The 22,475-nt window shown below is 65.0% G+C and carries 23 protein-coding genes and 1 pseudogene; 13 read left to right on the forward strand and 11 right to left on the reverse strand.

Annotated features, from left to right (window positions below; translation table 11 throughout):
- Nucleotides 1–57: 57 nt before the first annotated feature.
- The 3 genes from ABLE71_RS21240 to ABLE71_RS21250 form a co-directional block, all read right to left on the reverse strand.
- Entirely contained in the window at nucleotides 58–828 is a 771-nt protein-coding gene (locus ABLE71_RS21240) for an SDR family oxidoreductase (RefSeq protein WP_348785475.1), read from the reverse strand.
- A gap of 233 nt (nucleotides 829–1,061) precedes the next feature.
- Nucleotides 1,062–1,847: a tellurite resistance TerB family protein gene (locus ABLE71_RS21245; protein ID WP_348785476.1), complete on the reverse strand. Its 786-nt coding sequence runs from the start codon at nucleotides 1,845–1,847 to the stop codon at nucleotides 1,062–1,064.
- A gap of 103 nt (nucleotides 1,848–1,950) precedes the next feature.
- On the reverse strand, nucleotides 1,951–2,871 hold the full coding sequence (locus tag ABLE71_RS21250; protein WP_348785477.1) for a rhodanese-related sulfurtransferase: 921 nt from the start codon (nucleotides 2,869–2,871) through the stop codon (nucleotides 1,951–1,953).
- 182 nt (nucleotides 2,872–3,053) lie between these two features.
- Here ABLE71_RS21250 and ABLE71_RS21255 point away from each other — a divergent pair, with 182 nt between their 5' ends.
- The gene (locus tag ABLE71_RS21255) at nucleotides 3,054–3,950 is read left to right on the forward strand and encodes an N-acetylmuramidase domain-containing protein (protein ID WP_348785478.1); all 897 of its coding nucleotides are present in this window, start codon (nucleotides 3,054–3,056) and stop codon (nucleotides 3,948–3,950) included.
- Between the two features lie 152 nt (nucleotides 3,951–4,102).
- Entirely contained in the window at nucleotides 4,103–4,744 is a 642-nt protein-coding gene (locus tag ABLE71_RS21260) for a 2-dehydro-3-deoxy-phosphogluconate aldolase (protein ID WP_348785479.1), read from the forward strand.
- A 75-nt stretch (nucleotides 4,745–4,819) separates the two neighbouring features.
- Here the strand turns inward: ABLE71_RS21260 and ABLE71_RS21265 are convergent, their stop codons facing one another.
- Both ABLE71_RS21265 and ABLE71_RS21270 read right to left on the reverse strand, forming a co-directional pair.
- Nucleotides 4,820–6,487 carry a DUF882 domain-containing protein gene (locus tag ABLE71_RS21265; RefSeq protein ID WP_348785480.1) on the reverse strand — a complete coding sequence of 556 codons (1,668 nt, stop codon included), beginning with the start codon at nucleotides 6,485–6,487 and terminating at the stop codon, nucleotides 4,820–4,822.
- A gap of 272 nt (nucleotides 6,488–6,759) precedes the next feature.
- Nucleotides 6,760–8,238 (reverse strand): sigma-54 dependent transcriptional regulator, encoded by a 1,479-nt coding sequence (locus tag ABLE71_RS21270; protein ID WP_348785481.1) that lies wholly within the window; start codon nucleotides 8,236–8,238, stop codon nucleotides 6,760–6,762.
- Nucleotides 8,239–8,381: 143 nt separating this feature from the next.
- On the opposite strand from ABLE71_RS21270, the gene ABLE71_RS21275 reads away from it, so the two are divergent.
- From ABLE71_RS21275 to ABLE71_RS21290, 4 genes are all read left to right on the forward strand, one after another.
- Nucleotides 8,382–10,217: a M3 family oligoendopeptidase gene (locus ABLE71_RS21275; RefSeq protein WP_348785482.1), complete on the forward strand. Its 1,836-nt coding sequence runs from the start codon at nucleotides 8,382–8,384 to the stop codon at nucleotides 10,215–10,217.
- 174 nt (nucleotides 10,218–10,391) lie between these two features.
- Entirely contained in the window at nucleotides 10,392–11,543 is a 1,152-nt protein-coding gene (locus tag ABLE71_RS21280) for an aminodeoxychorismate synthase component I (protein ID WP_348785483.1), read from the forward strand.
- Nucleotides 11,492–12,151, forward strand: a complete 660-nt coding sequence (locus ABLE71_RS21285; RefSeq protein ID WP_348785484.1) for an aminotransferase class IV family protein — start codon at nucleotides 11,492–11,494, stop codon at nucleotides 12,149–12,151. The genes ABLE71_RS21280 and ABLE71_RS21285 overlap by 52 nt, the downstream gene beginning before the upstream one ends.
- 63 nt (nucleotides 12,152–12,214) lie before the next feature.
- A complete protein-coding gene (locus ABLE71_RS21290) occupies nucleotides 12,215–13,159 on the forward strand; it encodes a DUF3445 domain-containing protein (RefSeq protein ID WP_348785485.1) in 945 nt (314 codons plus the stop codon).
- A 19-nt stretch (nucleotides 13,160–13,178) separates the two neighbouring features.
- Here ABLE71_RS21290 and ABLE71_RS21295 read toward each other — a convergent pair whose 3' ends face one another.
- The 3 genes from ABLE71_RS21295 to ABLE71_RS21305 form a co-directional block, all read right to left on the reverse strand.
- Entirely contained in the window at nucleotides 13,179–13,601 is a 423-nt protein-coding gene (locus ABLE71_RS21295) for a hypothetical protein (RefSeq protein ID WP_348785486.1), read from the reverse strand.
- Nucleotides 13,602–13,757: 156 nt separating this feature from the next.
- A complete protein-coding gene (locus ABLE71_RS21300) occupies nucleotides 13,758–14,636 on the reverse strand; it encodes a sigma-70 family RNA polymerase sigma factor (protein WP_348785487.1) in 879 nt (292 codons plus the stop codon).
- Nucleotides 14,636–15,097, reverse strand: coding sequence for a carboxymuconolactone decarboxylase family protein (locus ABLE71_RS21305; RefSeq protein WP_348785488.1), 462 nt, complete (start codon nucleotides 15,095–15,097; stop codon nucleotides 14,636–14,638). The genes ABLE71_RS21300 and ABLE71_RS21305 overlap by 1 nt, the downstream gene beginning before the upstream one ends.
- A gap of 174 nt (nucleotides 15,098–15,271) precedes the next feature.
- On the opposite strand from ABLE71_RS21305, the gene ABLE71_RS21310 reads away from it, so the two are divergent.
- Nucleotides 15,272–15,421: a hypothetical protein gene (locus ABLE71_RS21310; RefSeq protein WP_348785489.1), complete on the forward strand. Its 150-nt coding sequence runs from the start codon at nucleotides 15,272–15,274 to the stop codon at nucleotides 15,419–15,421.
- A 36-nt stretch (nucleotides 15,422–15,457) separates the two neighbouring features.
- Here ABLE71_RS21310 and ilvD read toward each other — a convergent pair whose 3' ends face one another.
- Nucleotides 15,458–17,296: a dihydroxy-acid dehydratase gene (ilvD, locus tag ABLE71_RS21315; protein ID WP_348785490.1), complete on the reverse strand. Its 1,839-nt coding sequence runs from the start codon at nucleotides 17,294–17,296 to the stop codon at nucleotides 15,458–15,460.
- 119 nt (nucleotides 17,297–17,415) lie between these two features.
- On the opposite strand from ilvD, the gene ABLE71_RS21320 reads away from it, so the two are divergent.
- Nucleotides 17,416–17,553 carry a hypothetical protein gene (locus ABLE71_RS21320; RefSeq protein WP_348785491.1) on the forward strand — a complete coding sequence of 46 codons (138 nt, stop codon included), beginning with the start codon at nucleotides 17,416–17,418 and terminating at the stop codon, nucleotides 17,551–17,553.
- On the opposite strand, the gene ABLE71_RS21325 is transcribed toward ABLE71_RS21320, so the two are convergent.
- Both ABLE71_RS21325 and ABLE71_RS21330 read right to left on the reverse strand, forming a co-directional pair.
- Nucleotides 17,550–18,014, reverse strand: coding sequence for an SRPBCC domain-containing protein (locus tag ABLE71_RS21325; protein WP_348785492.1), 465 nt, complete (start codon nucleotides 18,012–18,014; stop codon nucleotides 17,550–17,552). The genes ABLE71_RS21320 and ABLE71_RS21325 overlap by 4 nt on opposite strands.
- Nucleotides 18,011–18,340: a metalloregulator ArsR/SmtB family transcription factor gene (locus ABLE71_RS21330; protein ID WP_348785493.1), complete on the reverse strand. Its 330-nt coding sequence runs from the start codon at nucleotides 18,338–18,340 to the stop codon at nucleotides 18,011–18,013. The genes ABLE71_RS21325 and ABLE71_RS21330 overlap by 4 nt, the downstream gene beginning before the upstream one ends.
- A 152-nt stretch (nucleotides 18,341–18,492) precedes the next feature.
- Between ABLE71_RS21330 and ABLE71_RS21335 the strand changes: the two genes are divergently transcribed.
- The 5 genes and pseudogenes from ABLE71_RS21335 to ABLE71_RS21355 all read left to right on the forward strand — a co-directional run bounded on the left by ABLE71_RS21335 (nucleotide 18,493) and on the right by ABLE71_RS21355 (nucleotide 22,440).
- Nucleotides 18,493–19,938, forward strand: a complete 1,446-nt coding sequence (locus ABLE71_RS21335) for a homospermidine synthase (protein ID WP_348785494.1) — start codon at nucleotides 18,493–18,495, stop codon at nucleotides 19,936–19,938.
- A 124-nt stretch (nucleotides 19,939–20,062) separates the two neighbouring features.
- The gene (locus ABLE71_RS21340) at nucleotides 20,063–20,461 is read left to right on the forward strand and encodes a hypothetical protein (protein ID WP_348785495.1); all 399 of its coding nucleotides are present in this window, start codon (nucleotides 20,063–20,065) and stop codon (nucleotides 20,459–20,461) included.
- Between the two features lie 24 nt (nucleotides 20,462–20,485).
- Nucleotides 20,486–20,773: pseudogene (locus ABLE71_RS21345) on the forward strand (zinc metallopeptidase); the annotation flags it as partial.
- Between the two features lie 67 nt (nucleotides 20,774–20,840).
- A complete protein-coding gene (locus ABLE71_RS21350) occupies nucleotides 20,841–21,164 on the forward strand; it encodes a zinc metallopeptidase (RefSeq protein WP_348785496.1) in 324 nt (107 codons plus the stop codon).
- Nucleotides 21,165–21,186: 22 nt separating this feature from the next.
- Entirely contained in the window at nucleotides 21,187–22,440 is a 1,254-nt protein-coding gene (locus ABLE71_RS21355) for an AMP-binding protein (protein WP_348785497.1), read from the forward strand.
- Nucleotides 22,441–22,475 lie beyond the last annotated feature (35 nt).

Below are 22,475 nucleotides of genomic sequence, written 5' to 3' on the forward strand. Positions count from 1 at the left end.
GGCCGAGGCATGGCGTCGCTTGTGGCGAAACCGAAGTCGGCGTTTGCTGGCCGTTGCCTACCCCCTGCCGACGAACGGCATCTTGGTGGCCATCACGGTCATGAAGAGCACGTTGGAATCGAGCGGCAGGCCGGACATGTAGACGATCGCCTCGGCAACGCGCCGCACGTCCATCACCGCCTCGCCCATCATCGAGCCGTCGGCTTGCGGCATTCCGGTCGCCAGCGGCGCGATGCCGGTCTGCGCGTTGCCGATGTCGATCTGGCCGCAGGCGATGTCGAAGGGGCGGCCGTCGAGCGCCAGCGTCTTGGTGAGCCCGGTGATCGCGTGCTTGGTCGCCGTGTAGGGCACCGAACCGGGACGCGGCGTGTGCGCCGAGATCGAGCCATTGTTGATGATGCGGCCGCCCATCGGCTTCTGCCTGCGCATCATGGCGAAGGCTCCGCGCGCAACCAGGAAGGAGCCGGTGAGGTTGACGGCAACGACCTCGTCCCAGACCTCGACCGGCACCTCGTCGATGGTCGCGGTCTTGAAGCCCTTGCCGGCATTGTTGAACAACAGGTCGACACGGCCGAATGCCGTCTCGACCCCGGCGAACAGGGCATCAACCTCGGCGGGCTTGGTGACGTCGCAGGAGATGGCGAGGGCCTTGGCTCCGGCTGCGGCGGATCTCTCGGCCTCGGCGACGGCTTGGTCCAGCACGTCCTTGCGGCGGCCGACAAAGACCGTATTCCAGCCCTCGGCAAGAAGCGCGGCCGCCGTCGCCTTGCCGATGCCGGTGCCGGCGCCGGTGACGATCGCGGTCTTGCCGTTGGCGGGTTTTGTCATTCCGTGTTCCTCCCGATTTCAGGAGGAAACACATCGCAAACGTGGCGGAGCGAGGCAAGCGGCAAACAAAAGGGCGGCCATTGGCGACCGCCCCCAATTCGCGGATCAGGCTTGGGAGGAGGATGCCTATCCGACTGACACGAATCATGCGCCCGATTGGTTAACCAAAGGTTAACGGCTGTAGCGCGGTACTGGCTCAACCAACGCGTGCAGCCCGGCCGTTTACCGGGGCGCTACCAGCGCGTGCGGCCGGAACCGGGGATCGTCGGCACGGAAGCCCGTGAGTCGTCGTTGGCCGCGTCGACGGGCACCGGCTCCTTGGCGGCCGAGACAGTCGCCTCAATATGGTCGACCAGCGCGTCGGGGAGTTGCAGCCTGCCGGCGAGCAAATCGAGATAGCCGCGCTCGGCGCGCGAATCCGGCTCTATGGTCAGACGCGAGGCGGTATAGAGCTCGACGCGCTGCGCCTCGGTCTGGGCGAGTGCGGTCAACTCGTCGAGATCGAGCGGCTTTTCCAGCTCTTCGCGCAGAAATGCCTCGGCCTCGGAACCGAGGCCCGACAGCGTCAGGCGGTCGCCGATCTTCTTCTTTTCCTCGTCGTCGATATGGCCGTCGGCCTTGGCCGCCGCGATCATGGCGCGCACCAGCGCAAGCGTGAACTCGGCCTCGCCCTGCGGCGCCTGGGCGGGATTGAAATCGGTGTTTTCAGGTGCCGGCAGCAGCACAGGCTCCTGCTGGGCCCCAGGCTCCGAGGCGCCGGGCTGGTTGCCGTTCTGATAGTTCTGGTAGGCCTTGTAGGCGAGGCCGGCGACGGCGGCCAGCCCGCCGAGCTTCAGCGCCGAGCCGGTGACCTTGCGCCCCGCGCCGGTGCCCAGGAGCACCGCGACCAGCGCGCCGGCGGCAAGCGGATTGTCCTTGGCGATCTGCGTCGCCTGTCCGGCCTTGTCACGGACGGTCGATTCCGTGCCGGGAATCTTCGAGCCGAGCAGATCATCGAGCAGTTTCTTGGGGTCGAACATCAAGGGCCTCCAACGCGACAGGTTTGCGGTCTCCGGTGAAGTAGGGGCCGGCGGCGACATTACAATGACGTGCGGCGTAATTCGAGCTTGGGCGTTGCGCGTCTCAACTGCCGATGTGAGGGCCAGCGCCGCGCGCGGCGGCGAGTTCGACCTGACGGTGGCGCTCGGCGTAGCGGGCGCGATCCGCCTCGGTGCGGCTGTCGTAACAGCGCTCGCAGGAGACGCCCTCGGCGAATTTTGGCGAGAGCCGGTCGGCGGCCGTGAGCGGATGGCGGCAGGCGCGGCAGAGTTCGGCGTCGCCGACCGTTAGCCCGTGCGCAACGGAGACGCGCTCGTCGAAGACGAAACACTCGCCCTGCCAGAGGCTTTCCTCGGCGGGCACGTCTTCGAGATATTTCAGGATGCCGCCTTTGAGGTGGAAGACATCGCCGATGCCGAGCGATCGGACATAGGCGGTCGCCTTCTCGCAGCGTATGCCGCCGGTGCAGAACATCGCGACCTTCCTGCCGTCGAGGATTTCGCGATTGCGGGCGACCCAGTCCGGAAAATCGCGAAAGCTCGTCGTCTTCGGGTCGACGGCGCCGGCGAAGGTGCCGAGAGACACCTCGTAGTCGTTGCGCGTGTCGATGACGACCGTGCCGGGGTCGGAAATCAGCGCGTTCCAGTCACTGGGATCGACATAGGCGCCGGCGCCGGCGAGCGGGTCGATGTCGGGCACGCCCATCGTCACGATCTCCCGCTTCAGCCGCACCTTCATGCGGTGAAAGGGCATTTCCGAAGCCGCGCTGTACTTCACGTCGAGGCCGGCGAATTCCGGCATGGCTTCGAGATGGGCGATCAATTCGGCGATCGCCGTCTCGCTGCCAGCGACGGTGCCGTTGATGCCCTCGCGGGCGATGAGCAGCGTACCCTTGATGCCACGGCCGCAGCAGAAGGCGGCGAGCGGCGCGCGCAGCTCCTCGCAGCGGTCGAGCCGCACGAAGCGGTAGAGCGCCGCGACGCGGAAGGGTGTGGATGAATTCATGCGCGCCGGCGTATCGTTTCACCTTGATGTTTTCAAGGCCGGGGGCAAATCGGCCGGATTTCCGGCGGCCTGGCGGGGCGGGCGATGCGCTGCCATGCTGGACAGATAAATTGTGCCGCTATTTTCTCCACGCCGGGCGGAATGCGGCGAGACTTGCGGTTGGATAACGGAGCCATTTTTCAATGTTCACCGAGAAGACCGCAGAAGAGATCAAGGAAGTCGCGTCGGAGTTCGGCATCGAGCCGGCGGCGATGCTCGCCGTCGTCGAGGTGGAGAGCGCCGGCAGCGACTTTGCCGTGATCGAAGGCAGGCAAGAGCCGCTTATCCGCTTCGAGGGGCACTATTTCGACCGCCGGCTTTCCGGCGACGCGCTGGCAAGGGCGCGGGCCGACGGGCTGGCTTCGCCCAATGCGGGTGCGGTCGCCAATCCGGCCTCCCAGGCGGCGCGCTGGCGGCTGCTTGCGCGCGCCGCCGAAATCGACCGCAAGGCGGCCTACGAATCCGTGTCCTGGGGGCTCGGGCAGGTGATGGGCGCGCATTGGGCATGGCTGGGTTTCGCCGATGTCGACGCGCTGGTCGACGAGGCACGCACGGGCGCCGCCGGGCAGGCGCGGCTGATGGCGCGCTTTATCGAGAAATCGGGGCTGACGGAGGCGCTGCGAAACCGCGACTGGGAAGCGTTCGCGCGCGGCTACAACGGACCGGGCTTCAGGAAGAACGCCTATCACACGAAACTGGCGGCAGCCTATCGGCGGCATGCGGCGGGCGCTTCGGGTGGGACCGGCGACGACAGGGCCGGGCCATCCGCGCCGAGGGCGCTGCTCGCGGAAGGATCGGCCGGCGATGCCGTGCGCGACCTGCAGCAGCAACTCGCCGCGCTCGGCTATCCGCTCACCGTCGACGGGATATTCGGCAAGGACACCGAGGAGGCGGTGCGCGCCTTCCAGCGGGACCATGGACTAGGGCCAGACGGTATTGTCGGGCCGAAGACGCTGGCGGCAATCGGCGATGCGATGCCGTTCGGCGGCTGGTGGCATGCGCTCGGGCAAAGGGTGCTGCGATGGTTTGGGCGCGAATGAGGGCTTGGCCAACTCGGCCCTCGCCTGGTTCAACCACCCCCACCCCTTACCCTTCCCGCGAGGGGACGGGACCGACCGCGAGCGCGCCCTTCATGGACTCGTCACCATCCATCTGCTAACCGATTGAAATCCCCCTGACCGCAGAGTGACCGATGACCAGCAAATCCGAAAAGCTTCTCGCCCTGCTCCGCGGCCAGCCGGTCATCCCAGTGCTGAAGATCAAGAACGCGGCGGACGCCGTTCCGCTCGCACGCGCCCTGGCAGCGGGTGGCTTGAGGATGATCGAGATCACCCTGCGCACCAGGGATGCGCTGGAAGCGATCCGCCGCGTCGCCGGCGAGGTCGAGGACTGCATCGTCGGCGCCGGCACGGTGCTCAATCCGAAGCAGTTCGAGGAGGCGGCGGCGGCCGGTTCGAAATTCATCGTCAGCCCCGGCGTGACGGCCAGCCTGATCTCGGCACAAGGCGCGAGCGAAGTACCGCTGCTGCCGGGCGCCATCACGCCGGGCGAGATCATGACCGCGCTCGAAGCCGGCATCGACTTCCTTAAATTCTTCCCGGCCGAGCAGGCTGGCGGCACAACCTTCCTGAGGTCGCTCGCCTCGCCGCTTGCGGCGGCGCGCTTCTGCCCCACCGGCGGCATCTCGGCGCTCAACGCGGAGGAATATCTCGCCGTGCCGAACGTAGTCTGCGTCGGCGGCTCCTGGGTGGCGCCGGACGAGATGGTGCGCGAGGGCAAGTGGGAGATCATCGAGTCGCTCGCCCGGCAGGCAAGCGCGCTGAAGCCTATTTAAGCCCGGCTCCCGTTAGCGAGCTCAAAACAAACGAGCCGGCAAGCCCGCTCTTTCTGCTTTCCGGGGTGCGGGAGCTCAGTTGGTCTGGAAGCGGGCGACCGGCATGAAGCTGATCGCCTTGCCGGTGAAGCGGCCGGCGTCGGCCACCACCGTGTTGCGCTGGAAGCCGGTGGCATAGACCTCGCTCGGCACGCTGCGCAGATGGGCGACCGAGGGACCGCCGGCGGCGTAGGCGAGTTGGGTTTCGGTTTCGAGCGCCCAGCGCGCGCTTTCAGGCTGCGCGGCCACGACCAGCGGTTTCGGCGCCGGCTTGCTGGCGCCGCTTTGGGCGCGGTCGGATTTGCCGGTCGTCTTGACTTTGGCGGGTGAGGCGGAGAGGCGCGCCTGCTTGGACAGGACGTCCACCGCCTCATCGAGGCCGTCGGCATTCGAGAGGACAGCCAGACGCTGTTCGTTTTCCTCGACCGCGGCCGCGATATCGCCTGGCTGCGACGTGCTGAGCCCGGAAGCAGCGGCTTCCTCGATATCGGAACGGCTTTCGGGCTGCACGGCGGCGAGCGCGACAAGCGCTGAGCCGTCCTGCAGATCCGGACGCCAGGTCGGCAGCGGGATGGCCGCGTCGGCCTCCTCGCCGATTTCGTCGCCGCCATCTTCCGGCAGGATCTCGGCGGCCATGCCGAACGGCACGCTGTCGGGTTCGGCCGGGTTCACGGAGCCAACCGGGCCGACATCGGCCTGCGGCCGCGGCGCGAAGATCGGCAGCGGAATGTCGCGCACCGGAAGCGCGGCGATGATGGTTTCCGGCGTCTGGTCGACTTCCTCTTCGCCCGCCGGGACGGAAGCGGGATTGGCGAGTTCAGGTGGGACGATCTGGATGTCGCCGGACGGTTTCGGCGTCCGGGCAGCCGGAGCCGCCGCAACGGACTCTTCGCTCGCGCCGTTATCCTCTTCCTCGTCGGCGCCGCCGCCGAAGAGCGCCGACAGCAATCCGCCGGACTTGCTCGACTTCGACGACGGGCTCGAAGCAAGCGCCAGTGCGGTGGTGCCGTTCTTCTTACGCGTTTCGTAGGAGGCGAGCGCCGTCTCGAAGCCGGGCAGCGGCTTGCCGTCGGACGGCACATGCAGGGTCTTGCCGTTCGGGAAGACGGCGGCGAGTTCCTTGCGGCTCATGCGAGGCCAGTGGCGGACATTGCCGACATCGAGATGGACGAAGGGCGAACCGGAACGCGGATAATAGCCGACGCCGCCGGTCTGCATCCTGAGGCCCGTATCGCGCAGCTTCTTCAGGGACACGCCTGGAATGTAGAAATCCATCGCCTTGCCGAGCATATGCTGGCTCTTGTTGGCGACGCCCTTCGAGCGCTTGCGCAGCATCGAGTTGGTGGCCGGCGAGCGGTAGGCGGAGACGACGTGGATGTAGTCGCTGGCTCCGGCGGCCCGATAGGTCTCCCACACCAGGTCGAGCAGGCGCGGGTCCATCTTGGTCGGCTCGTTGCGCCGCCAGTCGCGCAGGAACATGTTGATTTTCTTCAGGCCAGCCTGATCGTAGCGGCCGTTGCGCTTGAAGGTGATCTCCGCGCGTTCCTTGGTGTGGACAAAATAGAGCTTGAGGGTGCGGGTCTCGGCTCGCGCGACCGGCGCTGCAAGCATCAGGATACCAAGCGCCAGCATGAAACCAGTCAGCCACTTCGGCCAGACCGCGGTTTTCGTCCGCCGGTTGATGGATCGGTCTGTTCTGGTCAAATCAAAAGGCCTTGCAGGCTGCCGTTTGTCCCCGGAGATGACGCACGGATGTGTTGGAGTGACATCCGAATATCGAACCTAATGGTTAATCCCCGCTTATTGAAGCCGAAATGCGGTAACACCGTGGCGACATTCTGGTGCAATCCGTCAAGCCGGTTTCTTGGTAAATCGCGGGTTTAAATCAAATCCTAGAGCATCCTCCCGAAAAGTGGCAACCGGTTTTCAGGCCAAACCGCGCCGTTGCGATCGGCCCTGCCACAATTCACCGGCCTTCAGGACGCCAACCGCTCGGGCCTGCCGGCTTCCGGATCGATACCATACTCCTTGAGCTTCCTGTAGAGCGTCGAGCGCCCTATCCCCAGCCGCCGCGCAACCTCGCTCATTTGGCCGTTGTAGTGGTCGATGGCGAGTTTGATCATTTCAAGCTCGATGTCGGCGAGCGCCCGCACATTGCCGCGCTCGTCGAGCGCCCTGACGATGCCGAAGGACTTTGCGGCGGGCTGAGGCTGCGCGGCGGCGGCTGCCGTCGGCTCGGCCTCGTGGCGGTCGAGATTGATCGAGCCCTCCACCTGGGCGCGGATCTGCGGAAATTCCTCCTCGGTGAGCACGTCGCCGTCGCACAGCACGGAGGCCCGGAAAACCGCGTTTTCGAGCTGCCTGATGTTGCCCGGCCAGTCATAGGCCTCCAGCATGGCGAGCGCGCTTTCGGAAATCGAGTTGATGCGCGGCGCCTGACCCTTGCCGGAAGTCACGCGCGCCATGAAGTGCCGGACCAGATGTGCGATGTCGGCGCGCCGCTCCCTGAGCGGCGGCACCACGATCGGATAGACGTTGAGGCGGTAGAACAGATCCTCGCGGAAGGCGCCGTCCTTGACCTGCTGCAAAAGGTCCCGGTGCGTGGCCGAGATCAGCCGGATGTCGACCTTGACGGTAGACTTGCCGCCGACCGGGTCGACCTCGCCATCCTGCACGGCGCGCAACAGCTTGACCTGCACGTCGAGTGGCAGGTCGCCGATCTCGTCGAGGAAAAGCGTGCCCGCATGCGCCTCGACGAACTTGCCGGTGTGCTTGTCCGTGGCGCCGGTGAATGAGCCCCTTTCGTGGCCGAAAAGGATCGATTCGACCAGATTGTCGGGAATGGCGCCGCAATTCACCGTAACGAAGGGTTTCGAGCGCCGCTCGCCCGAACCCTGGATCGCGCGGGCGACAAGCTCCTTGCCGACGCCCGATTCGCCCTCGATGAGGATCGGGATGTTCGAGGCGGCGGCCTTCTGCGCAAGGCGGATCACCTTGTCCATTGCCGGGCTTCTGGTGACGATGTCCTTGAAGGTGATGACGCCGCCTTTCCGTTGCGCGCGCTTGGCGTCGGCTTCGAGCGCCTCGACCTTGAGCGCATTGGCGATGGCGGTGCGCAGGCGCTCGGGCGAGGCCGGCTTGACGACGAAATCGAAGGCGCCGCTGCGCATGGCCGATACGACGGTGTCGATGCCGCCTTGCGCGGTCTGGACGATCACCGGAGTGAAGATGTCGCGCTCGCGCATGGCGTTGAGCACGCCGATGCCGTCCATCCCGGGCATGACGAGGTCGAGCACGACCGCGGCGATGCCGCCGCCGGAGCCGGCTTCGAGTGCCGCGAGCGCCGCTTCGCCGCCCTCCGCCAGCACCGCCTCGTAGCCGAATTTCGTGACCGCCGCCTGCAGCAGCCGCCGCTGCACCGGATCGTCATCGACTATGAGGATGGAACCTGCCATGAGGGGTCGCTATTTCGAGACCTGCTTCGGGAGCCGTTGCCGGCGACTGGATCAACTTGGCACAGGCTTCTAAATAACGCTTCAAAAAAGCCGGTGAACGAAGTCTTTAGACTTTTCACGGCTTCGGACCGGAAGGCGATCAAATGCGGGCATTTTCAGCGCAAAGAACGGGAGCCGCGATACCCGGACAGGCCAAGGCCGCGCTCGGCGACCTGCCGGAGTGGAACCTCACCGACCTCTATTCCGGCATGGACGCCCCGGAGCTGAAGGCCGATATCGAGCGCGCAGGGCGTGAGTCGCAGGCATTCGAGAACCGTTGGAAAGGCACGCTGGCGGCCGAGGCTGAGAAGGGCGCGGCAGCCCAGCTCGGCGTGGCGCTTCGCGATTTCGAGGCACTGGAAGAGTTGATCGGCCGCATCGCCTCCTATGCCGGGCTGGTCTATGCCGGCGACACCTCCGACCCGAAACGCGCCAAGCTCTACGGCGACATCCAGGAGAAGATGACCGATGCCAGCGCGCATCTCCTGTTCTTCGCGCTGGAGCTCAACCTGATCGACGACGCGCTGGTCGCCGGCGCGCTCGACGCCGATCCGCTGTTCGGCCACTACCGGCCCTGGGTCATCGATCTCAGGAAGGACAAGCCCTACCAGCTCGAAGACCGGATCGAGCAGCTTTTCCATGAAAAGTCGGTCACCGGCCGCGGGGCCTGGAACCGGCTCTTCGACGAGACGATGACCGAGCTTCGCTTCGACGTCGGCGGCGAGGAGATGCTGCTCGAGCCGACGCTGAACCGGTTGCAGGACGCCGACGGCGAGGTGCGCAAGCAGGCCTCGGAGGCGCTCGCCGCGACCTTCCGCAAGAATCTGCGCACATTTACGCTGATCACCAACACGCTGGCCAAGGACAAGGAGATTTCCGACCGCTGGCGCGGCTTCCAGGACATCGCCGATTCCAGGCATCTGGCGAACCGTGTCGAGAAAAGCGTCGTGGATGCGCTCGCCGCCGCCGTTCGCGACGCCTGTCCGCGCCTGTCGCACCGCTATTATGCGATGAAGGCGCGCTGGCTCGGCATGGACCAGATGAACCACTGGGACCGCAACGCGCCGCTGCCCGAGACCCCGCAGGCGACGATCGGATGGGACGAAGCGAAGAACACGGTGCTGTCGGCCTACCAGGATTTCTCGCCGGACATGGCCGAGATCGCGCGGGTGTTCTTCGACAAGAACTGGATCGACGCGCCGGTACGGCCCGGCAAGGCGCCAGGCGCCTTCGCGCATCCGACGGTGCCTTCCGCGCATCCCTATGTGCTGTTGAACTATATGGGCAAGCCGCGCGACGTGATGACGCTGGCGCACGAGCTCGGCCACGGCGTGCACCAGGTGCTGGCCGCCGGCCAGGGCGCGCTGATGGCCTCGACGCCGCTGACGCTCGCCGAGACGGCGTCGGTGTTCGGCGAGATGCTGACCTTCCGCTCGCTGCTCGACAAGACATCCGACCGCCGCGAGCGCAAGGCGATGCTCGCCCAGAAGGTCGAGGACATGATCAACACCGTGGTGCGCCAGATCGCCTTCTACGAATTCGAGCGCAAGGTGCACACGGAACGCCGGAACGGCGAACTGACCTCGGACAAGCTCGGCGAATTCTGGCTGGAGGTTCAGGCCGAGAGCCTGGGTCCGTCAATCAGGCTGCGCGAGGGCTACGAGACGTTCTGGACCTACATCCCGCACTTCGTCCACTCGCCCTTCTACGTCTATGCCTATGCCTTCGGCGATTGTCTGGTGAACTCGCTCTACGCCGTCTACCAGAATGCCGAGCGGGGATTCCAGGACAAGTATTTCGAGATGCTGAAGGCCGGCGGCACCAAGCATCATTCGGAGCTGCTGAAGCCTTTCGGCCTCGACGCCTCGGACCCGAAATTCTGGCAGATCGGGCTTGGCGTGATCGGCGGGCTGATCGACGAACTGGAAGCGCTGGACTGAGAGCCCGCTTGCCAACTCTACCCTGCCGGCCATCTGACGCGGTTTTCTCGGCTTCCGGTGCTCACGTACTTGAATGTACGCTGCGCTCCGGTTTTCGAAAACCACGCCATAGGACTCGGCAGGGCGAGTTTTCATACGGACTCTGAGGCGCTCAACCTCATCGGATCGATGCCTATGGCTGCGCCAAGAAATCCCTACATCCTGTTCCGCGACGATTTTTCGGGCGACGAAGTGCTGTTCGACCGGCCGGCGAAGGTGATCGTCGCCGACAAGGTCGAAGAATTTTTCCCGGCGCTGGAAGCGGCGCAGAAGCAGCATGACGCCGGCAAATGGCTGGCCGGCTATTTCTCCTACGAGGCGGGCTACCTGTTCGAGCCGAAACTCAGCACCATCATCCCGAGAGACAGGCGAACGCCGCTGATGGTGCTCGGCGTCTTCGACGGCCCCTCCGAAGAGCCCCTGCCCCGGGACCGGCCCCGCACCAACGGGCCGATCTTCGGGGTCAAGGCGACCTGGTCGTTCGAGGACTACAAAAAACGTTTCGACCGGGTGCACCGGCATCTGCGCGAGGGCGATTGCTACCAGGCGAACCTGACCTTTCCGGTCGAGGCGAAATGGACGGGCGATCCGCTGTCGGCCTTCGATGCGCTGGCGGAGCGGCAGGCGGTGAAATATGGCGCGCTGGTCGATCTGGGCGGGCCGGTGATCCTGTCGCGCTCGCCGGAACTGTTCTTCGAGATCGACGGCGACGGCTGGATCGAGACGCATCCAATGAAGGGCACCGCGCCGCGCGGCAAGACCCCCGCGGAGGACGAGGAGCTGAAGCATTTCCTCGCCAACGATCCGAAGAACCAGGCCGAGAACCGCATGATCGTCGACCTCTTGCGCAACGACATCTCGCTGATTTCCGAGGTCGGCACGCTCGACGTGCCGGAACTCTTCCGCATCGAAAGCTTCGCCACCGTGCACCAGATGGTGAGCAAGGTGCGCGCCAAGCTTCTGCCTGGTCTCTCGATCCGCGATATCTTCGCGGCGCTGTTTCCCTGCGGCTCGATCACCGGCGCACCGAAGATCCGCGCCATGGAGATCCTGCGCGCGCTGGAGACGGCGCCGCGCAACGCCTATTGCGGCGCCATCGGCTGGATCGAACCGGGCGGCCGCATGCGCTTCAATGTCGCGATACGCACCATCACGCTCTTCCCCGACGGCGAGGCGGTCTACAATGTCGGCGGCGGCGTGGTGTTCGATTCCACGGCCGAGGAGGAATATGCCGAATGCCTGCTGAAGGCGCGCTACGCGACGGGACGCCCGCCGGCTTCGAGCTGATCGAGACGCTGCGCTGGCAGCCGCAGGAAGGTTTCGTGCGGCTCGACCGGCATCTCGCGCGGCTCTACGCCTCGGCACACGCGCTGGGCTTTGTCGCCGACCCCGAAGCGATCGGCGAGGCGCTCAGGGAATGCCGGGGCGAGCGCGTGCCGCTCAGGGTGCGACTGACGCTGGCTCAGGACGGCGAGGCAAAGGCGACGACGGCGCCGTTCGAACCGCTGGCGGTGGGTGCGGTGTGGACGCTGCGCATCGCCAAGACGCGGCTCGATGCCGACGATCCGCTGATCCGCCACAAGACGACGCGGCGGGCGACCTACGAAGCGGCGCGGGCGGAGTTTTCGCGCGAGGAGGCCGACGAGGTGCTGCTCCTCAACCAGCGCGGCGAGGTGTGCGAGGGCACGATCACCAACGTGTTTGTCGATGCCGGCGAGCCGGTGCTGGTTACGCCGGCGCTCCAATGCGGGCTGTTGCCGGGCGTGCTGCGCGGCGAGATGATCGAGCAGGGGAAGGCGCGCGAGGCGGTGCTGACCGAGGCCGATCTGCGTGCGGTGCAGACGATCTTCGTCGGCAATTCGCTGCGCGGGCTGATCAGGGCAAAGTTGGCATAGCATTCAGACATTGCAGTAGTCTGCCTGGCGCGGTATCGCCACGGATTAACAAACAGACCAGATGTGACGCACCTCCCCATCCACACGCCCTATGACGGTTCGTCGAAGCTGTTCCAGATCGGGCTGAAGCCGCTCGATCTCAGGAACTGGATCGAGATCGACGAGACCTTCGATTTCCAGCTCGCCGAGAAGCGGCGAATTTATGCCGAGCATCCCGACGATGTCTTCGTCGCCGAGCAAGGCACCGAGGAAGCACAGGCGGAGGTGCTGGCGCTTCTCAGCGAGCATCTGCCGGCGCGGTTTCCGGAGCGCTATCGCAGGGAGGGCGATCGGTTGATCGTCATCGGCCACCCCGAGCTGGAGGGGCTGGACGCGCGAAAATTGCCGTCACTCCACAAGGCCTCGTTGCTTGTGCAGGAAGACCTGATCGTGATGCGCCGCGGTGAAGAGGGCTGGCGGCTTGCAGCAGGGTCGCTCTGCTTCCCGTCGTCCTGGCTGCTGACGGAGAAATTCGGCAAGCCGATGTCGACGATCCATGAGCCGGTGCCTGGCTTCGGCCCCGGCACGCGCAATGCCGGGCTGATCGACCGCATGTTCGACAAGCTTCAGGTCGGCCAGCCGGTCGAGCGCTTCAACTGGTCGATCCAGGCGGGCGACGCGCTCTATCATCCGCTGTCGAATGCCGGGCGCATCGACCGCGCCACCGGCAGGCCGATCCGCTTCCCCGATGTCGAGGCGGCGGCCCGCGCGTTCATTCGTGTGGAACGGCAGACGCTGAGGAAGCTGCCTGTGTCGGGAGACATTCTTTTCACGATCCGCATCCACCTCGACCCGATCGCGCTGCTGAAGGGCCGACCAGATCGGGCGGTGCTCGCCGCTTCCTTCGCCGGCCAACTCATGGCGCTCGACGCGGAACAACTCGACTACAAGGGCCTGACCGCCGACCGCGACCGGTTGGTGGAGGCACTCGAAGGAATGGCTGGACTCTCGCGCCAGGAGCGTCGCTAGTCCAGCCGGAGATTCCCGCTCAGGCCGGGACGAGGACGGCGATCCGGTGCACGCCGACTACGTTGCTGGTGTTCTTGGCCTCGTCGGTCGTTCCTTTGGCGCAGGTATACATGTCGCCTTCCTTGAGGTTGAACTCCTTATCTACTTTTTTGATCGTGAACTCGCCCGCCGTGATCATGCAGACCATGTCGTTGTCCATCACCGTTGCAGGCGCGACCGCGCCGGGCTGAAACACCACATCGACGATCTGAATGCTTTTATAGGCGGGGATGTCGGAATTTCCGGCGCCGACTTCAACCAACCGGACACCCGGAGCAAGTTCCTTGCCTTCATCAGGACCGTAATGCTTGGCGGCGCGCGCCGAGGTGGCGACAGCGAAAAAAGGCACCGCTGCCGCGGTCAGGCCGAGAGCCATTGCCGATCTACGATTCAAGCTGTCCATTTTATCCTCCCAATTTGCCGGTCAAACCAGAAAGCTGGTGGCGACCCCATTTGGTAGGCTTGCGAGCCTGTCGTCAAATCAATTTTAGTGCGCCCTAATGTTCAAGCCGGCGGCACTCAGTTCAGGCGAGCCTAGAGGGGTGCGTTGCGTTGCGGCTCAACTCAGCGTGCGCTCGACATGCTTCAGCTTGTCGGGGTTGCGCATGATGTAGATGCCGACGATCCTGCCGTCGCGGATGTCGAGGGCGGTGGTCTGCAGCGTGTCGTCCTTCTCCACGGTAACGAAGCCGGGCAGGCCGTTGATGACGGCGTGGCGCATGAAGCGGGAGCCGTTCTTCGCAAAGAACTGCGCCAGCGCCGTGTGGAACTGCATGACCTCGTCGAAGCCTAGCATTGGCTTCATCGTAGCGGGTTTCTTGCCGCCGCCGTCGGCGTGCATCGTGACGTCCGCCGCGAGCAGCCCGGCGAGTGCGGTCATGTCGCCGCTGCGCGAAGCCTGGAAGAAAGCCTCCGCGATCTCCAGCCCCTTCTCCTTCGGCAGGTCGAAGCGCGGACGGTCGGCCCGCACATGATTGCGCGCGCGGGCCGCAAGCTGGCGGGTGGCGGCGGCGTCGCGGCCGAGCGTTTCGGCGACCTCCTCGAAGCCGACCCCGAACACGTCGTGCAGGATGAAGGCGGCGCGCTCCAGCGGCGACAGGCGCTCGAGCGCCATCATCAAGGGCAGTGTGACGTCGTCGGGTTCGCCTTCCTCGGTCTCGATCACCGGCTCGGGCAGCCATTCGCCGGGATAGACCTCGCGGCGGCGGCGCGCCGACTTCAACTGGTCGAGGCAGAGCCGGGTCACGGTTCGGCGCAGGAAGCTCTCCGGCTGCCGCACGGCCGACCGGTTGGTGGCCATCCAGCGCAGGAAGGCGTCCTGCACCACGTCCTCCGCGTCGCTCATCGAGCCCATCATGCGGTAGGCGACGCGCAACAGGGTCGGACGCAGCGGATCGAAACCCGCCGCCGCGTCCTGCTGTTGCCGCATATCGGCCATCAGGCGGCTTTGCGCTGGTGCTGCGAAATCGGCGGCACGTGGAAGCCGACGCCGATCCGGTTGAAGCTGTTGATGATACCGACGAGCAGCGTCAGCGCCACCTGCTCCTCCCCGCTGAACGCGGTCTGTACTGCTTCGTAGACATCGTCGGGCGCGCCCTTCTCGGGCAGCAGCGTCAGCGCCTCGGTCCAGGCGAGGGCCGCCTTCTCGCGTTCGTTGTAGAGCGTCGTCTCGCGCCAGGCGCTGAGCATCAGCACCCGCTCCTCGGTCTCGCCTGCCTGGCGCGCCTCCTTCGAGTGCATGTCCAGGCAAACCCCGCAGCCATTGATCTGCGAGGCCCGGATCTCGACGAGCTTCATGAGATTTTCCTCCAGGCCGTAGGCCTGAACGGTCTTTCCGAGATCGATCAGCGGCTTCACCAAGCCGAAGTGCTTCACATAGGGGTTCATTCGAGCGGTCATCGTCGTCTCCTTTCAGATGGTTCCGGAGACAAGACGAGATGGCAACGCCTGATGTGACATGAGCCGGAGATTTTTCTCCGGTCTTTTGTTTTTGGAGACTTGCGCCCTCCATCGCGGGCAACTGCGACTCAGTGTAGGTTGTAGTGTCGCAGTCAAGAGCCAATGAGGGTTCGAATGGCTAAGAAAAGCGAGACTACCAGTAAGAAGGTGGCGTCGATCGCGAGCAAACTGCTGCGCTCGAAATCGACACCAAAGGCGGTGAAGTCGGTAGCTGCCTCGGCACTGACACAGAAAGTAAAGCCGAGCAAGCCGAAGAAGAGATAGGCTCAGTACCGCAGCAAAAAAGGTCGCTTCGAACTCCTACTCCCCCGGCACGATGCGCACGGCGCCCTTGTCGGCGCTGGTAGCGAAGGCGGCGTAGGCGCGCAGCGCGGTTGTCACGTTGCGCTTGCGTTTTTCGGTCGGCTTCCAGCCCTTCGCATCCTGCTCGGCGCGGCGGGCGTCGAGGGTTGCCCGGTCGACCTTGAGGTTGATGATGCGGTTGGGGATGTCGATCTCGATGATGTCGCCCTGGCGCACCAGGCCGATCATGCCGCCCTCCGCCGCCTCGGGCGAGACGTGGCCGATTGAAAGGCCCGACGTGCCGCCGGAAAAACGTCCGTCGGTCAGAAGCGCGCAGGCTTTGCCTAAGCCTTTCGACTTCAGATAGCTGGTCGGATAGAGCATCTCCTGCATGCCCGGCCCGCCCTTCGGACCCTCGTAGCGGATGACGACGACATCGCCCTCCTTGACCTCGTTGGAGAGGATGCCCTTCACCGCCGCGTCCTGGCTCTCATAGACGACGGCCGGGCCGGTGAAGGTGAGATTGGACTCGTCGACGCCCGCCGTCTTCACCACGCAGCCGTCGAGCGCGATGTTGCCTTTCAGCACGGCGAGGCCGCCATCCCTGGAGAACGGGTTCTCCGCCGAGCGGATCGCGCCCGCCTTGCGGTCGAGGTCGAGTTCGGCCCAGCGGTTCGACTGCGAGAAGGCCTGCGTGGTGCGCACGCCGCCGGGCGCCGCCATGAAGAATTGGCGCACGTTCTCCGAATTGGTTCGCGAGATGTCCCACTGGTCGAGCGCGTCGCCCATGGTGACGGCGTGGACCGTCGGCTCCTCGCGGTTGATGAGCCCGGCGCGGTCGAGCTGGCCGAGGATCGCCATGATGCCGCCGGCACGGTGGACGTCCTCCATGTGGACGTCGTTCTTGGCGGGGGCGACCTTGCAGAGCACCGGAACCTTGCGGCTGAGCGCGTCGATGTCGTCGAGCGTGAAGTCGACGCCGCCCTCATGAGCCGCGGCGAGGATATGAAGCACCGTGTTGGTGGAGCCGCCCATTGCGATGTCGAGCGCCATGGCGTTCTCGAACGCCTTCTTGGTAGCGATCGAGCGCGGCAGCGCCGTCTCGTCGTCCTGCTCGTAGTGGCGGCGCGCGAGATCGACAATGAGGTGTCCAGCTTCGACAAACAGGCGCTTCCGATCGGAATGGGTGGCGAGCGTCGAGCCGTTGCCGGGCAGTGACAGGCCGAGCGCCTCGGTCAGGCAGTTCATCGAGTTGGCTGTGAACATGCCGGAGCACGAGCCGCAGGTCGGGCAGGCGTTCTGTTCGATCGTCTCGACTTCGGCGTCGGAATATTTGTCGTCGGCCGCCATCACCATCGCGTCGACCAGGTCCAGAGCCTGCAGCTTGCCCTTGACCATCGCCTTGCCGGCTTCCATCGGCCCGCCTGAGACGAAGACGGCGGGGATATTGAGGCGAATGGCGGCATTCAGCATGCCGGGCGTGATCTTGTCGCAGTTGGAGATGCAGACCATGGCGTCGGCGCAATGGCCGTTGACCATGTACTCGACGCTGTCGGCGATGATCTCGCGCGATGGCAGCGAATAGAGCATGCCGTCATGACCCATGGCGATGCCGTCGTCGACCGCGATGGTGTTGAATTCCTTGGCGACGCCGCCGGCCGCCTCGATCTCGCGCGCGACCAGCTGGCCGAGGTCCTTGAGATGGACGTGGCCCGGAACGAATTGCGTGAAGGAATTGACCACGGCGATGATCGGCTTGCCGAAGTCGCCGTCCTTCATGCCGGTGGCGCGCCAGAGCCCGCGCGCGCCGGCCATGTTGCGGCCATGGGTGGTGGTGCGTGAACGATAGGCGGGCATGGGGCTTTCCTTGGAGGCGGCGGCCGTTGTTGGATTGGTCTTGGTTCGCGGCGTAGTTAATACGAAAGAGCGCGTCGGGCAACCCAAAACCGTACCGTACGGTACGGTACGGATTTGTCGTGACGACGGTCGCGCAGGACATCGTCGGCAAGGGCAGGCTGGCTGCCGAGATCGTGCTTGCGAACGGCCCGCCGCGCCAGGTGGTGATGCCGGTCGAACTTGTGGTGCGCGGCTCGACCGGCAGATCCCGTGCTTAGGCGACGGCCGCGGCCTTCGGCACGTCGTTAGCCAAGAAACGCTGCAAGGCGGCGAGCAGATCACCCCAGCCGTGGCGTCGCCCCTCGATCCCGTCGCTTGGCGGGATCACGCACATCTGCTCCGTGAAGGTGAGGCGCGTTCCGCCACCCTCGTCCGCCAGCACGACGGTGGCGAGAGACACGCTGTGGATGCGTCCGTTCATCGCCATCGAATAAGCCATGACGATCCGCTCGCCCTCGACGATCTCGAAATAGCGGGTTTCGTTGACGTGCTCGCCCATCCCGTTTCGGGACGAGACGCGTTCGGCGCCACCGACGCGAAAATCCATGCTGTGATCGCCGTCGCCGAACCATTTCGCCTTCTTGGCGGGCATCGACCATGCCGACCACACATGTTCGCGGCAGTTGGGGTAGATGCGTTCCAGGGTGAAGCTGTCGTGGACAATTGATGCTTCGGTCATTGCAGGTCCTTTTCAAGAAATGTTCCAAGCGCATCGAGGCGCCGTTCCCAAGCACTGCGGTGGGTTCGAATCCAGTCCTCGACCGATTTCATCGTGTCGGGCGCAAGCTCGACGGTGCGCACACGCCCCGATTTCCGTGACGTGATCAGGCCGGCTTGCTCCAAAACCTTGAGGTGTTTGAGGAACGAGGGGCCGGCCATGGCGAATGGCTCGGCAAGATCCGAGACCGAGGCCGGTCCACGCACCAGCCTTTCGACGACGGAGAATCGCGTCGGGTCGGATAGCGCACCAAAAATCGCCGGAAGGTTCTGCTGATGCATAGCCATGCGGCTACCTATTCACGGTTTTGCGCCGCCGTCAAGAAAGGATAGCCGTTCGGCTATCCTTTCTCATCGCCAACCCGCCTGCCCTTTATTGTGACGGCGGGATGTGCTTTGAGCCTTGGTCAATACCCAACAACAGCGGAGTGCTGCCCAAAATGGCGAATGAAAACTGGCCCGTCCACGGCGAGATCACCGGCCCCATAGTGATGATCGGTTTCGGCTCGATCGGGCGCGGAACGCTGCCGCTGATCGAGCGCCACTTCAAGTTCGACAAGTCACGCATGACCGTCATCGACCCGCGCGACACCGACAGGAAGCTGCTCGACGAGCGCGGCATCGCCTTCGTGAACGAGGCGGTGACCAGGAAGAACTACAAGAAGCTGCTCACCCCGCTTTTGACCCAGGGCGGCGGCCAGGGCTTTTGCGTCAACCTGTCGGTCGATACCGGATCGGTCGACCTGATGCGGCTCTGCCGCAAGCTGGGCGTCCTCTACATCGATACCGTCGTGGAGCCTTGGCTCGGCTTCTACTTCGATAAAACCGCGGACAACGCGTCACGCACCAATTATGCGCTGCGCGAGTCGCTGCTGGCGGAAAAGCACGCGAAGCCGGGCGGACCGACGGCGATCTCCACCTGCGGGGCCAATCCCGGCATGGTGTCGTGGTTCGTGAAGCAGGCGCTGGTCAATCTCGCCAAGGATCTCGGCATGGAGTTTTCCGAGCCGGCGCAGGATGACCGCGAGGGCTGGGCCAAGCTGATGAAGAAGGCCGGGGTCAAGGGCATCCACATCGCCGAGCGCGACACCCAGCGCGCGAAAAAACCCAAGCCCCTCAACGTGTTCTGGAACACCTGGTCGGTCGAGGGTTTCATCTCGGAAGGCATGCAGCCCGCCGAACTCGGCTGGGGCACGCATGAGAAATGGATGCCGAAAAACGCCAGGAAACACAAGCACGGCACCCAGGCGGCGATCTATCTGGAACAGCCGGGCGCCAACACGCGCGTGCGCACATGGTGCCCCACGCCTGGCGCTCAGTACGGCTTCCTGGTGACGCACAACGAGGCTATCTCGATCGCCGATTTCTTCACCGTGCGCGGCAAGGACGGCAAGTTGAAATACCGCCCGACCTGCCACTACGCCTACCACCCGGCCAACGACGCGGTGCTGTCGCTGCACGAGATGTTCGGCAATGGCGGCAAGGCGCAGCCGGTGCATCACGTACTCGACGAGGACGAGCTGATCGACGGCAATGACGAGCTCGGAGTCCTGCTCTACGGACATGACCGGAACGCATATTGGTACGGCTCGCACCTTTCGCTGGAGCAGGCGAGGCAGCTCGCCCCCTACCAGAACGCGACCGGCCTGCAGGTGACCTCGGCCGTACTCGCCGGCATGGTGTGGGCGCTGGAAAACCCGGACGCCGGCATCGTCGAGGCCGACGAGATGGATTTCCGCCGCTGCCTCGAAGTGCAGTCGCCCTATCTCGGCCCGGTCCGGGGTTACTACACCGACTGGACGCCGCTCGAGGGCCGGCCGGGCCTCTTCCCGGAAGATATCGACGAAAAAGATCCGTGGCAGTTCCGCAACGTTTTGGTCCGCTGACCGTTCACGTCGCGGTCCGACGGTTCCGGGGCACAGCTTGGGTGTTCAACCTCGGCTGCGCCTTGCTTTCGTTCGAAAATAGGGCGATTGAGGGAAACGGGTCGGAAGAGAGAGGGAACAGATCATGACGATTGCACGCAAAGTGTTTTCGGCGGGTGTTGCTGCCGGCCTGAGCGTCATCCTCGCCGGCTGCATGGGTTTCGGCAGCGGTGGTGGCGGTGCGCCGGTGAAACGTGCCCAGACCGGCATCGAGGGCACGTGGATCGACGCACAGGGAACCGGGCTGTCGACCCTTTCCGGCGGCCAATTTACCTCAACATTTGTAGGTACAGGCGAGTCCCTTGCCAGCGGTACATACGTGCTCACTAGCCCAACCGACGTTCACATAACAGGCATATCCAAAGTGCGTCAGTCCAGAGGTCAGCCACCAGGAATCGAGTTTAACTGCCGCCTGGCTTCGGCTAGCCAGCTCAATTGCACAAGTAAGGAAGGCACGAACTTCGTGCTGACGCGGCGCGCCTGACCGCTTGGGAATTTCAGGGCGTCGATGGCCATCGTCTTCGTCGTCTTTTTGCTGGCAATCGTGGTGCTGCCGCAATTCTTGGTGCGGCATACCATCGACCGTCATGACGCCGAGCGGCCGGACCTCGACGGCACCGGCGGGGAACTGGCAAGGCATCTGCTCAACCGCTTCGACCTGAGCGGCGTGACTGTCGAGATCACCGACAAAGCAGATCACTACGATCCGGAAGCCAAAGCGGTGCGCCTCGTCGCCAAGCACCATGACGGCCGCTCGCTATCCGCGGTCGCCATCGCCGCGCATGAGGTCGGCCATGCGCTTCAGGATGCGCGCGGCGACAGAATGCTGGCGTTGCGACAGCGCCTGGTGAAATTTCGCGTCGGTGACGGATCGTTTCGCCGGCGTGTTCTTCATCGCTTCGCCGATCCTCGGCGGCCTGGCGCGCACACCGCTTGCCTTCTTCGGCCTGATCGGCCTCGGCATCGCGCTGCTGGCGGTGCGCGTGATCGTCGACCTTGTCACGCTGCCGGTGGAAACGGACGCAAGTTTTACCAAGGCGCTGCCGATCCTGGAATCCGGAGGGTATGTCGATGCGGTCGACATGCCGGCGGTGAGGAGCGTGCTGCGGGCGGCGGCATTCACCTACCTCGCCGGGGCGCTGATATCGCTGGTCAACCTTGCGCGCTGGATCAGACTGCTGCGATAGTCCGTCTGCCCGGAGGAGCGCCATGGCCGGCCATTTCGACGAACTGGAGATGCAGGATGCTAGCCGCCGCGAGTCCGACCTGTTCGGCCGGCTGCCGGAATTTCTGGAACGCGCAATCGCCAAGGCTCCGGCTCTGGCGCGCTGGCTCGACGGTGCCGATCCCGCGGCCGTGAACAGCCGCGCGGCGCTGGCGAAGCTGCCGGTGCTGCGCAAAGCAGAACTCGCGGAATTTCAGGCCAGGGACCCGCCCTTCGGCGGCTTCGCCGACCCGGAGGCGTTGCGCGGCGCGCGGCTGTTCCAGTCACCCGGCCCGGTCTGGGAGGTGCAGGGGCCGGGCATCGATCCCTGGCAATCGGCGCGGGCTTTTTTTGCCGCGGGCGTGCGCGCCGGAGACATCGTCCACAACGCCTTTTCCTATCACCTGACCCCAGGCGGCTTCATCCTCGACGAAGGCGCGCGTGCGCTGGGCTGCGGGGTGTTTCCGGCGGGCGCCGGCAATACGGACGCGCAGGTCGAAGCCGCCGCGGTGCTCAGGCCCGGCGTCTATTGCGGTACGCCGGATTTCTTGAAGATCATGCTCGACCGCGCCGCCGAAATGGGCCGCGACCTGTCGTCCTTCCGGCGCGCGCTGGTGTCCGGCGGCGCGCTGTTCCCGGCGCTAAGGCAGGAGTATGCGGAACGCGGCGTCGGCGTGCTGCAGGCCTACGCGACGGCCGAGCTCGGCGTCATCGCCTATGAGAGCGCGGCGGAAGACGGCTCGCCCAATCCAGGCATGATCGTCAGCGAGAACCTCATCCTCGAAATCGTGCGGCCGGGCACCGGCGATCCGGTGCCGGAGGGCGAGGTCGGCGAGGTCGTGGCGACCAACTTCAACCCGGCCTATCCGATGATCCGGCTGGGCACCGGCGACCTGTCGGCGGTGCTGCCGGGTGTTTCGCCCTGCGGACGGACCAACACGCGCATCAAGGGTTGGATGGGCCGCGCCGACCAGCGCACCAAGGTGAAGGGCATGTTTGTCGATCCCAGGCAGGTCGCCGAACTGCTTCGCCGGCACAGGGAAATCGCCAAGGCGAGGCTGGTCGTGTCGCGCGACGGCGACCGCGACGCGATGCGGCTGGACATCGAGCCCGCTGGATCCACGAAAATCGACCTCAAGGCGATCGAGGCGGCGTTGCGCGAGGTGACCGGCCTGTCGGGAACGGTCGCCGCGGTGGAGCCCGGAAGCCTGCCCAATGACGGCAAGGTGATAGAAGATATTCGGGACTATTCCCGCTAGCTCCCGCACTCGAACTGGCGCGGTTTTTCACTTGC

Origin of the sequence: Mesorhizobium sp. KR9-304, from assembly GCF_040049215.1 — a bacterium.
Taxonomy (GTDB): Bacteria; Pseudomonadota; Alphaproteobacteria; order Rhizobiales; family Rhizobiaceae; genus Mesorhizobium_K.

Coding starts and splice junctions, on each gene's coding strand:
- ABLE71_RS21240 (WP_348785475.1), bottom strand. CDS start 828: ATGACAAAACCCGCCAACGGCAAGACCGCGATCGTCACCGGCGCCGGC.
- ABLE71_RS21245 (WP_348785476.1), bottom strand. CDS start 1,847: ATGTTCGACCCCAAGAAACTGCTCGATGATCTGCTCGGCTCGAAGATT.
- ABLE71_RS21250 (WP_348785477.1), bottom strand. CDS start 2,871: ATGAATTCATCCACACCCTTCCGCGTCGCGGCGCTCTACCGCTTCGTG.
- ABLE71_RS21255 (WP_348785478.1), top strand. CDS start 3,054: ATGTTCACCGAGAAGACCGCAGAAGAGATCAAGGAAGTCGCGTCGGAG.
- ABLE71_RS21260 (WP_348785479.1), top strand. CDS start 4,103: ATGACCAGCAAATCCGAAAAGCTTCTCGCCCTGCTCCGCGGCCAGCCG.
- ABLE71_RS21270 (WP_348785481.1), bottom strand. CDS start 8,238: ATGGCAGGTTCCATCCTCATAGTCGATGACGATCCGGTGCAGCGGCGG.
- ABLE71_RS21275 (WP_348785482.1), top strand. CDS start 8,382: ATGCGGGCATTTTCAGCGCAAAGAACGGGAGCCGCGATACCCGGACAG.
- ABLE71_RS21280 (WP_348785483.1), top strand. CDS start 10,392: ATGGCTGCGCCAAGAAATCCCTACATCCTGTTCCGCGACGATTTTTCG.
- ABLE71_RS21285 (WP_348785484.1), top strand. CDS start 11,492: ATGCCTGCTGAAGGCGCGCTACGCGACGGGACGCCCGCCGGCTTCGAG.
- ABLE71_RS21295 (WP_348785486.1), bottom strand. CDS start 13,601: ATGGACAGCTTGAATCGTAGATCGGCAATGGCTCTCGGCCTGACCGCG.
- ABLE71_RS21300 (WP_348785487.1), bottom strand. CDS start 14,636: ATGGCCGATATGCGGCAACAGCAGGACGCGGCGGCGGGTTTCGATCCG.
- ABLE71_RS21305 (WP_348785488.1), bottom strand. CDS start 15,097: ATGACCGCTCGAATGAACCCCTATGTGAAGCACTTCGGCTTGGTGAAG.
- ABLE71_RS21310 (WP_348785489.1), top strand. CDS start 15,272: ATGGCTAAGAAAAGCGAGACTACCAGTAAGAAGGTGGCGTCGATCGCG.
- ilvD (WP_348785490.1), bottom strand. CDS start 17,296: ATGCCCGCCTATCGTTCACGCACCACCACCCATGGCCGCAACATGGCC.
- ABLE71_RS21325 (WP_348785492.1), bottom strand. CDS start 18,014: ATGACCGAAGCATCAATTGTCCACGACAGCTTCACCCTGGAACGCATC.
- ABLE71_RS21330 (WP_348785493.1), bottom strand. CDS start 18,340: ATGGCTATGCATCAGCAGAACCTTCCGGCGATTTTTGGTGCGCTATCC.
- ABLE71_RS21335 (WP_348785494.1), top strand. CDS start 18,493: ATGGCGAATGAAAACTGGCCCGTCCACGGCGAGATCACCGGCCCCATA.
- ABLE71_RS21340 (WP_348785495.1), top strand. CDS start 20,063: ATGACGATTGCACGCAAAGTGTTTTCGGCGGGTGTTGCTGCCGGCCTG.
- ABLE71_RS21355 (WP_348785497.1), top strand. CDS start 21,187: ATGGCCGGCCATTTCGACGAACTGGAGATGCAGGATGCTAGCCGCCGC.